Below are 14,129 nucleotides of genomic sequence, written 5' to 3'. Positions count from 1 at the left end.
AATCACGTAGGTACGCCTTCCCTTGCTGTCCGAAGGGCGTCATCCGAGTGGCCCTTTTGTGGTGATAATCGGCCTCTGTCGTGGCTCCGCGTGGCACAGATCCCACAGGGACGAGAACTGGCTCGGTACGAGCGAAGGGTCGACGCGATGGAGCTGACCGCAGAAAATCCGGCAGGGCCGCCGGCGAACGGCGCGCGGGCGGCGGTCCGCGACGCTCCGGACCCGGCCGCCGGTACGGCCCCGGGCACCCTCGGCGACCGGGCCAGGGGCGCCATGCTGGGCCTCGCGGTGGGCGATGCGCTGGGCGCCCCCGCGGAGAACATGCGGCCCTCCGAGATCCGCCGCCGCTGGGGCCGCATCGAGGGCTTCGTGAGCGACGACCCGGCGGGCACGGACGACACGGAGTACGCGATCTTCTCCGGGCTGTTGCTGGCCCGGCACGGTTCGGCGCTGACCGTCACCCATGTCGAGCGGGCCTGGCACCTGTGGATCGCCGATCTGGACGAGGGCCCGTTCCGCGGTGCCGGTTTCAGCGAGCGGGGCACGCTGGAGAACCTGCGCCGGGGTCTGGCCGCCCCGATCTCCGCCCAGCACCGGCACGCCTGGAGCGACGGTCTGGCGATGCGGGCGGCACCCTTCGGCGTCTTCGCCGCGGGCCGGCCCGCGGAGGCTGCGCGGCTGGTCGCGGTGGACGGCCGGGTCAGCCATGACGGCGAGGGCATCTACGGCGGCCAGGCGGTGGCGGCCGGAGTGGCGGCTGCGATGACGGGGGCCGGGGTGACCTCCGTGATCGCCGCCGCGCTCTCCGTCGTACCGATGGACTCGTGGACGGCGCGCTCGTTGCGCCGGGCGGTGACGGCCGCCCGGCGTCCGTATCCCGACCGCCTCACGAGGGAGCGGGCGGTGCGCTCGGCCGTCGTCGTCGGCGGCTACCCGTGGACGGACCTGGCCCCGGAGGCGGTCGGCCTGGCCTTCGGCGCGTTCGCGGCGGCGCGGGGCGACTTCCGTACGGCCGTACTGACCGCAGTCAACATGGGCCGCGACGCCGACACGACGGCCGCGGTGGCCGGAGCCCTGGCCGGAGCGCTGCACGGCGCGTCCGCCATCCCGCCCCTCTGGGCGGACGCGATCGGCCCGGTCCGCGGCAGCTGCCTGCCGTCGATGCGCGGCCACCACGTCCTCGACATCGCGGAGCTGCTCACCCCGGACGAGGCGGAGGACCGGGACGGGCCGCCCGGACCGCAGGCACCGGTGGACGTCACACCCACTGCCACCGGCCCCGGAACGGCGGTGGGGCGATGACCACGGCCCGGGGCACCTCCCGAACCACGGCCCGGGGCACCTCCCGAACCACGGCCCGGGACGCCTCCCGAACCACGGCCGGGGACATCCCCGCGCGTCCCGGCGACGCGCTCGAACCTCCCGGCGACGAGCGGCCGGGTGAGACCGCGCGGGCCGAGGCCGGTCCAGCAGCCGCCCGGCCGCGCACACCGCGCCGGGCCCGCATCGAGGGGCTGCTGCTCGGACTCGCGTCCGGGGACGCCGCCGGATGGCCGGCCGCGCGGCACCGGGCGGCCCGGATGCCGGAGTGGACCCGTCGGCTGACCCGTGAGCTCGACACGTTCGCCGAGCAGAACGCGACCACCACGCTGCCGGTGCCCATCGCGCTCAACCAGCCTCCCGAACCCCTGCGGCTCGGCCCGTCCGACGACGCCGAATGGGCGGCGTTCGCCGCCGGGACGGTACTCACCTCCGCGGCGGGCGCTCTGCAGGGCCTGCCCCCGGGGCGGCGGATGCGGGCCGCCGTGGACGCCGCCTGGAACGCGCTGGCCGCCGAGGTCGCCGCCGCGGCCGCGCGTGCGCCCGAGGTCGAGTCGGCCGTGCTGCCGCTGCGGGCCCGGATCTCGGTCCGGGCCGGGCTGGGCAATCTCGCCGCCGGGCTGCGCCCGCCCGCCACCGGCCATGACAACCCGCACTACTTCGACGACGCGGCTTGCGTGCGGGCCGCAGTGCTGGCCGTGGTGCACCCCGGCGATCCCGAGGCGGCGGCCGACCTCGCGGAGTTCGACGCGCGCTACACGCAGGACGGCGACGGAGTGCACGGGGCACGGGCGATGGCCGCCGCGATCGCCGAGGCGCTCGGCGGGGCGGACGTGGACACCGCGGTGAACGCCGCGCTCGCCCAGCTCCCCGAGGGCACCGAGATCGCCCGCAACGCCGCCCACGCGGTCCGGATCGCCCGCGACTTCGCCGGTGAGCGGGCCGGGGCGTTCGCCCTCGTGCCGGTGCTGGAGCATCAGATCGTCGACCACGTCTACAGCTACGGGATCGCCGCGGCCGAGACGGTCCCCGTCGCCCTCGCCCTGGCCACCGCCGCCCGTGGCGACATCGCGCAGGCAGTGCCGTCGGCGGCCTGCCTCTCCCGGGTCGCCGACTCGGCCCCCGCCCTGGCCGGCGCGCTCACCGGGGCGCTGGGCTCGATCACGACCGTGCCGGACGGCTGGCGCGAGGCGTGCCGCACCCTGGCGGGGTGTGCGCTGCCCCGGTTCGCGGGCACGGATCTGATCGAACTCGCCGGGCTGCTGGCAGACACGGAACCGGTGCCCCCGGGTGGACAATTCGGACATGACATCCACAGCGCCCACGGCGCCCACGAGGTCCGCACCCCCCACGACGCCCGCGGCGCCGACCCTCGATGAACGGATCGCGGGAGCGCTCGTCGGCGCGGCCGTCGGCGACGCGCTCGGCGGCCCGGTCGAGGGCCGCCCCCCGGAGCAGATCGTGGCCCGCCACGGCGGGCGGATCACCGGCGTCGTCGGCCCGTGGGACGGCGACGACTGGCGTACCGCCCGCCCCATCGCGCCGTACCACAAGGGCGACGGGCACGTCACCGACGACACGTTGATGACCCATGCGCTGGTGCGCGTGTACGGCAGGGTCCGCGGCCATCTCGACGCGTACTCCGTCGCCGACCACCTCGTACCGGAGCTGATCTCGAACCCCCGCTGGATTCCGGAGCTGGAGGCGGAGGCGCTGCCGCTGCAGCGGATCTTCCTCGCCGAGAAGTGGATCGTGGCCCGGCTGCACTACGGACATGTCGACCCCCGCGAGGCGGGCGCCGGGAACATCGTCAACTGCGGGGCGGCGATGTACATGGCGCCGGTCGGCCTGGTGAACGCGGCCCACCCGCAGGCCGCGTACGCCGAGGCGCTGGACGTCGCGGGCGCCCATCAGTCGTCGTACGGAAGGGAGGCGGCCGGCGTCTTCGCGGCCGCCGTCGCCGCGGCCTGCGTGCCGGGGGCGACGCCCGCGAGTGTCGTGGAGACCTGTCTGTCGCTCGCCAAGGACGGCACCCGGGCCGCGATCGAGGCGGTCTGCGAGAAGGCCGCCGGACACCGGGACTTCGAGTCGGCCCTCGTCCCGCTCCGGGAGGCCGTCGCCCCCTTCGACACGGTCGGCCCCGACTACCGCGCCCCCTCCCTGGGCGCCCGCCGCCCGTCCCGGCTGCATTCCATCGAGGAGCTCCCCGTCGCGCTCGGGATGCTGCTGGTCGGGGACGGCGACTTCCGGCAGACGGTCCTCGGTTCGGTCAACTACGGGCGGGACTGCGATTCGATCGCCACGATGAGCGGCGCCGTCGCGGGCGCGCTCCACGGCGAGCGGGCGATCCCCGCCGACTGGGTGCGGACGGTCGGCGAGGCCAGCCGGCTCGATCTGCACGCCCCGGCCCGCACCCTGAGCGAGGTCGCCCGCGAGGTGTTCGCGCGCGACACGGCCCGCCGCCGCGCCCACGAGTCGGCCTTCTCCACGCTGGCGGGCCGGCCGTGACCACGACGGTGCGGGTCACCTGGGTCCAGCCCGAGGACCTGGTCGGGCACGAGTTGCGGCAGGCGGCCGAGGACGGCCGGGATGCCCGGGACATCGCCCGCCGGTGGTACGAGGCCGGCGGCTCGCCCGCCCCGGACCGCGCGGGCGCCTCGGCGCTCCCCGCCCCTCCCGGGCTGCGCGCGGTCGCCGGGCATCTGCTGGACGAACTCGCCCTGCTGGAGTCGCCGCTGGCCGACGACGAACCGACCGCACTCGACGCGGTCCGGGACGCGTGCCCGCACTGGCCCCACCCCCGTTCGGAGCCGTTCGCGGTGGACCGCGAGCGGCTGCACGCGGCGTGGCTGGGCCGCGCGGCCGGCTGCCTGCTCGGCAAACCGGTCGAGAAGCTGCCGCTGGAGGGCATCCGCGCCCTGGCCCATGCCACCGGCAACTGGCCGTTGGACACCTGGTTCACCGCACGCGGCCTGCCTCCGGCACTGGCCGCCACCTATCCCTGGAACCGCCGGTCCGAACCCACCTCGCTGGCCGAGAACATCGACGGGATGCCCGAGGACGACGATCTCAACTACCCGCTCCTCACCGTGCTGTTGCTCCAGCGGTACGGCAGCTCCTTCACCACCGCCGACCTGGCCCGGCTCTGGCTGGAGGAGCTTCCCGCGGGCCGGACGTTCACCGCCGAGCGGATCGCGTACCGCAATCTGCTCGACGGCCTGGAACCACCGGACACCGCCCGCCACCGCAATCCCTTCCGGGAGTGGATCGGGGCGCAGATCCGTGCCGACGTCCACGGCTGGACCCATCCCGGCGACCCCGCCACGGCGGCCGGACAGGCCCACCGCGACGCGGTCCTCACCCACACGGGAAACGGGGTGTACGGCGCGATGTTCACCGCGGCGGCGCTCGCCGAGGCGGCCGGCGGCGAGGCCGATGTGCACGGGTGTCTGGCCGCCGGCCTGCGCGTGGTGCCCCCGGGCTCGCGGTTCGCACAGGCCGTGCGGGAGGGCATCGCGACGGCCCGGGAGGAGGACTGTTTCGATACGGTCGTCGACCGGCTGCACACGGCGTACGGCAGGTATCACTGGGTACATGTGCTGCCCAACGCGGCTCTGCTCGCCGCCGCCCTCACCCATGCCGACGGTGACTTCACCGGCTCGATCTGCCGTGCGGTGTCCGGCGGCTGGGACACCGACTCCAACGGGGCGACCGCCGGTTCGCTCGCCGGTCTGCTGGCCGGGCGGCCGGACGCGCTGCCCGACCGGTGGACCACCCCGCTGAAGAACCGGCTCGCCACGTCCGTCCCCGGTTTCGACTCGGTCGGCTTCGACACCCTCGCCGGCCTGACCCATCGGCTCACCCACGAGGAGGAACTCCGCCCATGACCAAAGTCGCGGTGCTCGGCAGCACCAATATGGATCTCGTGGCCTATGTCGACCGGGCTCCGGAGCGCGGGGAGACCGTCACCGGACGGGAGTTCCTCACCGTCCCCGGCGGCAAGGGCGCCAACCAGGCCGTCGCCGCCGCCCGTGCGGGCGGTGACGTGATGATGATCGGCGCGGTGGGCGACGACGGGTACGGCCTCCGGATCCGGGAGAACCTGGAGCACTCGGGTGTCGACACCGATCTCCTGCACACCGCGGAAGGGCCCAGCGGCACCGCGCACATCGTGGTCGACGGCAAGGGCTCCAACGCGATCGTCGTCATCCCCGGCGCCAACGGCACCGTCACCGCGCTCGGCCCGGGCGAGATCGCCGCGATCGCCGAGGCCGATCTGCTGCTGCTCCAGCTGGAGCTGCCCCTGTCCGCCGTGATCGAGGGGGCCCGGGCCGGTCATGCCCAGGGAGTGCGGACCGTCCTCACCCCCTCCCCTGTACAGGAACTGCCCGCCGAACTCCTCGACTGTGTCGATCTGCTGATCGCCAACGAGTACGAGGCGGCCGAACTGTCGGGGCAGGCCGAACCGCACGCGGCGTCCGAGATCCTCCTCGCTCAGGTGCCGGCCGTCGTCATCACGCTCGGCTCGAAGGGCTGCCTGTACGCGGCACGGGGCAGCCAGACCGTCCACTTCCCCGCCCCCGAGGTGACCGCCGTCGACACCACGGGCGCCGGGGACACCTTCGTCGGCACGCTCGCCGTGGCGCTCGGCGAGGGGCAGCCGGTGCCGAAGGCCATCGCCTGGGCCGCTTCCGCCGCCGCGCTCTGCGTGCAGAAGCCCGGCGCCTCGATCTCCATGCCGTACCGCAGCGAAATCGACGCCGCATGAGCGCGCCGGGAGCGGCGCCCCTGACCGGGCTGCGCGTCGTCGATCTCGCCACCCTCTTCGCGGGACCGCTCTGCGCCACCGTGCTGGGCGACTTCGGCGCCGATGTGATCAAGGTCGAGCACCCGGACAAGCCCGATCCGTCCCGGGGGCACGGTCCGACGAAGGACGGGGTCGGGCTGTGGTGGAAGCTGCTCGGCCGCAACAAGCGCAACCTCACGCTGGATCTCTCCTGCCCGGCCGGACGGGATGTGTTGCTGCGCATGGCCGCCGGCACCGATGTGATCATCGAGAACTTCCGGCCCGGCACGCTGGAGCGGTGGGGGCTCGGCCCCGCGGAGCTGCACGCCGTCAATCCGCGGCTGGTGCTGGTCCGGGTGACGGGCTTCGGCCAGTTCGGTCCGTACGCGCACCGGCCCGGCTTCGGCACGCTCGCGGAGGCGATGAGCGGGTTCGCCGCGATCACCGGGGAGCCGGACGGGCCTCCGACGCTGCCGCCGTTCGGTCTCGCCGACTCGATCGCGGCGCTCGCCACGTCGTTCGCCGTGATGGCGGCGCTGGCCGGCCGGGACCGCACGGGCTTGGGCCAGGTCGTGGACATGGCCATCATCGAGCCGATCCTGACGGTGCTCGGCCCGCAGCCGCTCTGGTACGACCAGCTGGGGTACGTCCAGCCGCGCACCGGCAACCGTTCGCGCAACAACGCCCCGCGCAACACCTACCGCACCTCGGACGGGCAGTGGGTGGCCGTCTCCACCTCCGCGCAGTCCGTCGCGGAGCGCGTGATGCGCCTGGTGGGGAGGGCGGAACTGATCGACGAGCCCTGGTTCGCCGCCGGCACCACGCGGGCCGAGCACAGTGACGAACTCGACGAGGCGGTCGGCAACTGGATCGCGCGGCACACCCGGGACGACGCCCTCTCGGCCTTCGAGAAGGCGGAGGCCGCCATCGCGCCCGTCCACGACATCCGTGACGTGATGGAGGACCCGCAGTACCGGGCCCTGGACTCCATCACGGAGGTCGACGACCCGGAGCTGGGCCCGCTGCGGATGCAGAACGTCCTCTTCCGGCTGTCCGCGACCCCGGGGTCGATCCGCTGGGCGGGGCGGCCGCACGGCGCCGACACCGAGGACATCCTCACCGGCCTCGGTCTGAGCGGCGCGGAGATCGAGGCCCTGCGGGCGGAGCGTGTCCTGTGACCGCCGAGACCCCACTGACCTGGCTGTACGTCCCTGGTGACCGGCCCGACGTGGTGCGCAAGGCGCGTATCGCGGGGGCGGACGTGGTGATCGTCGACCTGGAGGACGCGGTCGCCCCCGACCGTAAGGAGTACGCGCGGTCGGCAGCCGTCGAGCTTCTCTCCGATCCGGCTTCCCCCACGGCGACTCCGGTCCACGTCCGGGTCAACGACGAGGCGGACGTCCTGGCCCTGGCCGGGCTGCCGGGCCTCGCGGGGCTGCGGCTGCCGAAGATCACCCATGCCGCGTCCGTGCACCACATCGCGGCACTGGCCCCGGGGGTCGCGCTCTGTCCCCTGCTGGAGTCGGCGCTCGGCATCGAGCACGCGTACTCGGTGGCCGCCGCCCATCCGCAGGTGCGCTCCATCGCGCTCGGGGAGGCGGACCTGCGGGCGGATCTGGGCGTACGGGACGACGCGGGGCTCGACTGGTCGCGCAGCCGCGTGGTGGTCGCGGCCCGGGCGGCCGGGCTGGCCCCGCCCACCCAGTCGGTCTTCCCGGACGTCCGGGACCTGGACGGGCTGTGGGCGTCCTGTGCCCATGGGCGGGCGCTGGGCTTCCTCGGCCGGGCGGCGATCCATCCCCGGCAGCTCCCGGTGATCGAGCGGGCCTTCCGGCCGACGCCGCAGGAGGTCGAGGCGGCGCAGGAGATCATCGAGGCATCCCGGATCGAGGCGGGCGCCCTGGCGCTGCCGGACGGCCGCTTCGTCGACGCGGCGGTGGTGGCCCAGGCCCACCGCACGCTTGCCCTGGCGGAATCGAGCCCGTCCGGCGATTGAGGACACCTGGCGTCGGCGGGTGTGCGCACCACGTGGCGAGGGGCCGCCGAATGGTTCGGCGGCCCCTCGTCGTCGGATGTGCGTCGGCGTCAGCCCTTGGCCGTCTCCGCCTCGCCGTTCGTCTTCGGCGCGTCCACGTCGGGCTCTGCCTCGGCCTCGACCGGCTTCGTGTCAGTGGACTCCGAGTCGCCGCTCTCGGCCTCGCCGGACTCCGTGTCCGGGGTCTCGGGCGTCTCCGACGCCTGCGGCTCGACGATCTCCTCGCGCCCCGGCCGCACCTTCGCCGAGATCACGATGTACGTCACCGCCAGCACGAACACGATCAGCGCGGTCCACACGTTCAGGCGCAGTCCGAGGATGTGGTGGGCCTCGTCGACCCGCATGTACTCGATCCAGGCGCGGCCCGCACAGTACGCGGCGACGTACAGCGCGAACGCCCGTCCGTGTCCGAGCTTGAAGCGGCGGTCCGCCCAGATCACCAGGAGGGCCACGCCGACGCACCACAGCGACTCGTACAGGAACGTCGGGTGGTAGGTGCCGGCGACCCGGTTGGGGCCCTCGCTGATCTTCAGCGCCCACGGCACGTCGGTCGCCCTGCCGTACAGCTCCTGGTTGAACCAGTTGCCCCAGCGGCCGCAGGCCTGGGCCAGGGCGATGCCGGGGGCGAGCGCGTCGGCCCAGGCGGGCAGCGGGATCCCGCGACGGCGGCAGCCGATCCAGGCACCGACCGCGCCGAGCGCGATCGCACCCCAGATGCCGAGGCCGCCCTGCCAGATCTTGAAGGCGTCGACCCAGTCCTCACCGTCGCTGAAGTACAGCTGGTAGTCGGTGATGACGTGGTAGAGCCTGCCGCCGACGAGGCCGAAGGGCACGGCCCAGACGGCGATGTCGGCAACAGTGCCGGCTCTGCCGCCTCGGGCGACCCAGCGCTTGTTGCCGAACCAGACGGCGACGAAGACACCGATGATGATGCAGAACGCGTAGCCGCGGAGCGGGATCGGTCCGAGATCGATCACGCCGGTCGACGGGCTGGGAATGTAGGCAAGATTCATGGCACGGTCGACGCTACCCTGCCGGGCGGGACGTACGGCAACCCGCCCGGCAACGTCTGGGTAACGAGCGGACCGTCGATCCGCCCGGCTGCCCGCCTCTCAGGAGGCGGATGGGGTGGGCGTGACCGTGCCCGGCTTCTTGCCCTTGTTGGCCTCGGCGACCCACTTCTTCAGGTTGGCCACGGTGATCGGCTCGTCCCCCTTCTTCGGGAAGATCGACTCGCCGTTGAGGAGGGCCGTCGGGGTGCCCTGGAAGCCGCCGTTCTCGAACGCGGTGTTGGACTTCTCCACCCAGGTGTCGTGCGCACCGTCCTCCACACAGCCGCGGAACGCGGGCGTGTCGAGCCCTTCGACCTTCTTGGACAGGTCGATCAGCTTGCTGTTGTCACCGAAGGCGTCGTCGGACTCCGGCGGCTGGTTGCTGTACAGGACGTCGTGGTACGCGGGGAACTTGCCGGCGTCCTGGGCGCAGGCCGCCGCATTGGCCGCCTTGAGGGAGCCGCTGCCGCCCATGTTGCCGTCGATCAGCGTGGCGAAGTGGTACTCCACCTTGAGCTGCCCGCTCTGCTCCATCTGGTGGATCGTGTCGCGGAACGCGTTCTCGAACTGGGCGCAGACCGGGCAGCGGAAGTCCTCCCAGACCGTGAGCGTGGACGGGGCGTCGTCCGCTCCCACGGGAATGGCGAGGCTGTCCTTCCCGGTGGCGCCGGACGGCGCGACGGCGGGCCCCGACGCCTTGTCCTTGTCGCCCTTGCCGCCGGTGTTCGCCGCGATCAGGCCGACGACGGCAGCCAGTCCCAGGATTCCCACCACGGCCGCGGAGACGATCAGCGTGCGGCGGCGGCGCTCGCGCGCCCGTGCCAGCTCGCGCTGCTGGTTCAGCCGGTCTCGCGCGGCCCTTTTTCCCTCTTGGTTCTTCTCGCTCACACCCGCAGCAACGAACCGGGGAGGCACTCGCGTGCCTCCCCGGTCCCATGTCCACCCATTCGGGTTACGAAGGGTGTCAGCGCTTTCGAACACCTTCCGCAAGATCGGCCGCCAGCGAGCGGACGGCCGCGAGGCCTGCCGCCTCGTCCGGCGCGTCCAGCATCCGCTTGACGAACGCCGAGCCGACGATGACGCCGTCGGCGAAGCCCGCGACCTCGGCGGCCTGATCGGCGTTGGAGACGCCGAGGCCGACGCAGACCGGGATGCCGGTGGTGGCGCGGGTGCGCCGCACCAGGTCCTGGGCCTGTTCGCCGACCGAGACACGGGTGCCGGTGACCCCCATCAGGGAGGCGGCGTACACGAAGCCGGAGCCGGCCGCCGTGATGGTGGCGAGCCGCTCGTCCTTGCTGCTGGGCGCGACGACGAAGACGGTCGCCAGTCCGTGCTTGTCGGCGTGCTCCCGCCACAGCGCGGACTCCTGGACCGGCAGGTCGGGCAGGATGCACCCGGCGCCGCCCGCCTCGGCGAGTTCCGCGGTGAAACGCTCGACGCCGTACCGGTCGATCGGGTTCCAGTACGTCATGACGAGGATCGGGATGCCGGTCGCCTCGTGCGCCTCGCGGACCGTGCGCATCACGTCGGCGATGCGGACACCGCCGCGCAGCGCGATGTCGTCGGCCGTCTGGATGACGGGGCCGTCCAGCACGGGGTCGCTGTGGGGCAGCCCCACCTCGACGACGTCGGCGCCGCCTGCGGCGACGGCCTTGACGGCCTCGATCGCGCCGTCCACGGTCGGGAAGCCGGCGGGCAGGTACGCGATCAGCGCGGCCCTGTTCTCGGCCCGCGCGGCGGCGAGAGTGGTGTTCAGCAGCTCGATGTTGCCGCTCACTTGACGTCCCCCTCGATCTCGGCGCCTTCGCTGTCCGCGTCGGCCTCGACGGCCGCGTCGGTCTCGTACAGCCCGAAGTAGCGCGCCGCCGTGTCCATGTCCTTGTCGCCGCGGCCGGACAGGTTGACCAGGATCAGACCGTCCTTGCCGAGCTCCTTGCCGACCTCCAGGGCGCCGGCCAGTGCGTGCGCGCTCTCGATGGCCGGGATGATCCCCTCGGTGCGGGAGAGCAGGCGCAGTGCCTGCATGGCCGCGTCGTCGGTGACCGCGCGGTACTCGCCCCGGCCGACGTCCTTCAGGTACGCGTGCTCCGGGCCGATGCCCGGGTAGTCCAGACCGGCCGAGATGGAGTACGGCTCGGTGATCTGGCCCTCGTCGTCCTGGAGGACGTAACTGCGCGAGCCGTGCAGGATGCCGGGCTCGCCCTCGGTCAGGGTCGCCGCGTGCTCGCCGGTCTCCACGCCGTGCCCGGCGGGCTCGCAGCCGATGAGGCGGACTCCGGCGTCCGGGATGAGGGCGTGGAAGAGCCCGATGGCGTTGGAGCCGCCGCCGACGCAGGCGACCGCGGCGTCCGGCAGCCGGCCGGCCCGCTCCAGGATCTGCCGCCTGGCCTCGACACCGATCACCCGGTGGAAGTCACGGACCATCGCGGGGAACGGGTGCGGGCCCGCGACCGTACCGAAGAGGTAGTGGGTGCGGTCCACGTTGGCGACCCAGTCGCGGAACGCCTCGTTGATGGCGTCCTTGAGGGTGCGGGAGCCGGACTTCACGGCGATGACCTCGGCGCCGAGCATGCGCATGCGCGCCACGTTCAGCGCCTGCCGCTCGGTGTCGATCTCGCCCATGTAGATGGTGCATTCGAGGCCGAAGAGCGCGCAGGCGGTCGCGGTGGCGACGCCGTGCTGGCCGGCTCCGGTCTCCGCGATCACGCGGGTCTTGCCCATGCGCCTGGTGAGCAGCGCCTGGCCCAGCACGTTGTTGATCTTGTGTGAACCGGTGTGGTTGAGGTCCTCGCGCTTGAGGAAGATCCGCGCGCCGCCGGCGTGCTCGGCGAAGCGCGGGACCTCGGTCAGGGCGCTGGGCCGGCCGGTGTAGTTCACCATCAGCTCGTTGAGCTCGGCGGCGAAGGCCGGGTCGGCCTTGGCCTTGTCGTACTCGACGGCGACCTCGTCCACGGCGGCGACGAGCGCCTCCGGGATGAACTTTCCGCCGTACGCACCGAAGTACCCCTCGGCGCTGGGGATCAGACCCTCCGGGTCCGGAATGAAGAAGTCGGACGACATCTCGACGTGCTCCTCGGCATGGCAGTGGGTGGGTTCACCGTATTGCGCCGTGAGCGGAGCGCCGCCGCGGCCGTGGCCGGGCGGTGCGGTCGTGCGGATCCGCCGGGTGGGGCGGGGTGCGACGGCCGGGGCTCGCTTACTGCGCGGACCCCGTGCGCCATCGCATGCCGTTGACCTGTCCGGGCTCGTCGCCGATCACGTACCGCACGCGCCGGCCGTGCACACGCCGGGCGGGAGCGCGGCAGCCGCGGGGGCGGCAGCCGCGCGCCAGCGGCGCGTGCGGGTCCCGGGCGCTCGCCCCGGCGGGGCGCAGGCCCGGCCGGATGCGGGTGGCGGGACGGTCGGCGGCCACGGGTCGGTTCAGCCCCGTCCGTGCCGGAGAGCCGGGTGGGCGCCCGCGGCGACCAGGTCGGCGACGGCTCCCCGCGGGTCGCGGCCGGTGACCAGGGACTCGCCGACGAGCACGGCGTCCGCGCCGGCGTTGGCGTAGGCGATGAGGTCGTGCGGTCCTCGGACACCGGACTCGGCGACCTTGACGATGTGGGCCGGGATCTCGGGGGCGACGCGTTCGAAGACCGAACGGTCGACCTTGAGGTCCTTCAGGTTGCGTGCGTTGACACCGATGATCTTCGCTCCGGCGTCCACCGCGCGCTCGGCCTCCTCCTCGTCGTGCACCTCGACGAGCGGCGTCAGGCCGATCGACTCGGCGCGCTCGATCAGCGAGACCAGGGCCTTCTGCTCGAGGGCGGCGACGATCAGCAGGGCGAGGTCGGCGCCGTAGGCCCGTGCCTCCCACAGCTGGTACGAGGTGACGATGAAGTCCTTGCGCAGGACCGGGATGTCGACCTTGGCGCGGACGGCCTCCAGGTCGGCGAGCGAGCCGCCGAAGCGGCGCTCCTCGGTGAGCACCGAGATGACGGACGCCCCGCCGGCCTCGTAGTCCGCGGCGAGCGCGGCCGGGTCGGCGATGGCGGCAAGGGCCCCCTTGGAGGGGCTGGAGCGCTTGACCTCGCAGATGACGGTCACACCCTCGCCGCGCAGGGCGGCGACTCCGTCCTTGGCCTGGGGAGCGCGCGCGGCGCGCTCCTTGAGCTCGTCGAGGCTTACGCGCGCCTGCCGCTCCGCGAGGTCGGCGCGAACGCCGTCAATGATCTCGTCGAGCACACTCACGCGAGAGGCCCCCTTCCGGGACGTTGACAAGGGAACAGGACTGGCCATGTCGATGGTATCCGCAGGAGGCCCATGGGCCCGCATCCGCCTGGCGGGTGTCCCACTACCTGGGCATTCACGGCGCCAGCGCCGATCCGAACGGCAGGTTCCGGACCACCGAGAAGATCAGCAGTACGGATCCGATCGCCCACCAGTGGACCGCTTTCGGCTCGATCCGCAGCGGCCGCCCGGCGGCCGCGCGGACCATCCAGAGCACCCAGAGCACCGCGAAGACCGCGTAGCCGACGACGGCGACGGCGTTGGAGCCGAGCGCCGCCGCGATGTCACCGTGGGCGACGGCGTGGGCGCTGCGCAGTCCGCCACAGCCCGGGCAGTAGATGCCGGTGAGCCGGAGCAGCGGACAGACCGGGTAGTGGCCGGTCTCGTTGGGGTCCACGGTGCCGACGTACGCGAAGGCGGCGAGGACGCCCGCCAGGACGCCGGCGGGCTTGGCGACCCTGCGCAGCCGCGAGGCGGGAACGGGCGCACGTACGGGCGCCGGTCCGTGGCCGGGTGCCGGGGGCACGCCGGTCACCGGCTGCGGACCGGGGGGCGGCACGGCGGCGGCCTGCGAAGGAGGGGTGGGGGAAGGCGAGGCGTCCACCCGGTGATTGTCGCCGCTGATGCGGAAAGGCGCAGCCCGGGCCGGGCTGCGCCTTGCGTGGGT

Annotated in this window: 14 protein-coding genes; 7 read left to right on the top strand and 7 right to left on the bottom strand. The window is 73.4% G+C overall.

All coding sequences use genetic code 11. The annotated features are described in order from the left end of the window. Positions 1 to 273: 273 nt before the first annotated feature. The 7 genes from ABZ434_RS05940 to ABZ434_RS05910 are packed head-to-tail and all read left to right on the top strand — an operon-like array spanning position 274 to position 8,102. Positions 274 to 1,302: an ADP-ribosylglycohydrolase family protein gene (locus ABZ434_RS05940; RefSeq protein WP_359132582.1), complete on the top strand. Its 1,029-nt coding sequence runs from the start codon at positions 274 to 276 to the stop codon at positions 1,300 to 1,302. Next, positions 1,299 to 2,699 carry an ADP-ribosylglycohydrolase family protein gene (locus tag ABZ434_RS05935; protein WP_359132420.1) on the top strand — a complete coding sequence of 467 codons (1,401 nt, stop codon included), beginning with the start codon at positions 1,299 to 1,301 and terminating at the stop codon, positions 2,697 to 2,699. The genes ABZ434_RS05940 and ABZ434_RS05935 overlap by 4 nt, the downstream gene beginning before the upstream one ends. Continuing rightward, positions 2,626 to 3,828 (top strand): ADP-ribosylglycohydrolase family protein, encoded by a 1,203-nt coding sequence (locus ABZ434_RS05930; RefSeq protein WP_359132419.1) that lies wholly within the window; start codon positions 2,626 to 2,628, stop codon positions 3,826 to 3,828. Before ABZ434_RS05935 ends, ABZ434_RS05930 begins: the two co-directional genes overlap by 74 nt. Beyond that, complete coding sequence (locus tag ABZ434_RS05925; protein ID WP_359132418.1) at positions 3,825 to 5,207, top strand: ADP-ribosylglycohydrolase family protein; 1,383 nt, start codon at positions 3,825 to 3,827, stop codon at positions 5,205 to 5,207. The genes ABZ434_RS05930 and ABZ434_RS05925 overlap by 4 nt, the downstream gene beginning before the upstream one ends. Continuing rightward, entirely contained in the window at positions 5,204 to 6,088 is an 885-nt protein-coding gene (gene rbsK / locus ABZ434_RS05920; RefSeq protein ID WP_359132417.1) for a ribokinase, read from the top strand. The genes ABZ434_RS05925 and rbsK overlap by 4 nt, the downstream gene beginning before the upstream one ends. Beyond that, positions 6,085 to 7,284, top strand: coding sequence for a CoA transferase (locus tag ABZ434_RS05915; protein ID WP_359132416.1), 1,200 nt, complete (start codon positions 6,085 to 6,087; stop codon positions 7,282 to 7,284). Before rbsK ends, ABZ434_RS05915 begins: the two co-directional genes overlap by 4 nt. Continuing rightward, complete coding sequence (locus ABZ434_RS05910; protein ID WP_359132414.1) at positions 7,281 to 8,102, top strand: CoA ester lyase; 822 nt, start codon at positions 7,281 to 7,283, stop codon at positions 8,100 to 8,102. The genes ABZ434_RS05915 and ABZ434_RS05910 overlap by 4 nt, the downstream gene beginning before the upstream one ends. 89 nt (positions 8,103 to 8,191) lie before the next feature. Here ABZ434_RS05910 and lgt read toward each other — a convergent pair whose 3' ends face one another. The 7 genes from lgt to ABZ434_RS05875 all read right to left on the bottom strand — a co-directional run bounded on the left by lgt (position 8,192) and on the right by ABZ434_RS05875 (position 13,988). Next, positions 8,192 to 9,154 carry a prolipoprotein diacylglyceryl transferase gene (gene lgt / locus ABZ434_RS05905; protein ID WP_359132412.1) on the bottom strand — a complete coding sequence of 321 codons (963 nt, stop codon included), beginning with the start codon at positions 9,152 to 9,154 and terminating at the stop codon, positions 8,192 to 8,194. A gap of 99 nt (positions 9,155 to 9,253) precedes the next feature. Next, complete coding sequence (locus ABZ434_RS05900; protein ID WP_359132411.1) at positions 9,254 to 10,081, bottom strand: thioredoxin domain-containing protein; 828 nt, start codon at positions 10,079 to 10,081, stop codon at positions 9,254 to 9,256. Between the two features lie 76 nt (positions 10,082 to 10,157). Next, positions 10,158 to 10,970 (bottom strand): tryptophan synthase subunit alpha, encoded by an 813-nt coding sequence (gene trpA, locus ABZ434_RS05895; RefSeq protein ID WP_359132410.1) that lies wholly within the window; start codon positions 10,968 to 10,970, stop codon positions 10,158 to 10,160. After that, complete coding sequence (gene trpB / locus ABZ434_RS05890; RefSeq protein WP_359132409.1) at positions 10,967 to 12,253, bottom strand: tryptophan synthase subunit beta; 1,287 nt, start codon at positions 12,251 to 12,253, stop codon at positions 10,967 to 10,969. The genes trpA and trpB overlap by 4 nt, the downstream gene beginning before the upstream one ends. Positions 12,254 to 12,389: 136 nt before the next feature. Continuing rightward, positions 12,390 to 12,578, bottom strand: coding sequence for a tryptophan synthase subunit(beta) (locus ABZ434_RS05885; protein WP_359132580.1), 189 nt, complete (start codon positions 12,576 to 12,578; stop codon positions 12,390 to 12,392). Positions 12,579 to 12,613: 35 nt separating this feature from the next. Next, on the bottom strand, positions 12,614 to 13,423 hold the full coding sequence (gene trpC / locus ABZ434_RS05880; protein WP_359132407.1) for an indole-3-glycerol phosphate synthase TrpC: 810 nt from the start codon (positions 13,421 to 13,423) through the stop codon (positions 12,614 to 12,616). Positions 13,424 to 13,538: 115 nt separating this feature from the next. Continuing rightward, positions 13,539 to 13,988: a DUF2752 domain-containing protein gene (locus tag ABZ434_RS05875; protein WP_359132578.1), complete on the bottom strand. Its 450-nt coding sequence runs from the start codon at positions 13,986 to 13,988 to the stop codon at positions 13,539 to 13,541. Between the last annotated feature and the right edge of the window lie 141 nt (positions 13,989 to 14,129).

This window comes from Streptomyces sp. NPDC005761 (genome assembly GCF_040630635.1).
Lineage (GTDB): Bacteria > Actinomycetota > Actinomycetes > Streptomycetales > Streptomycetaceae > Streptomyces.
Note: the sequence above shows the minus strand (reverse complement) of the source record. Positions and strands in the feature narration are given on the sequence as shown.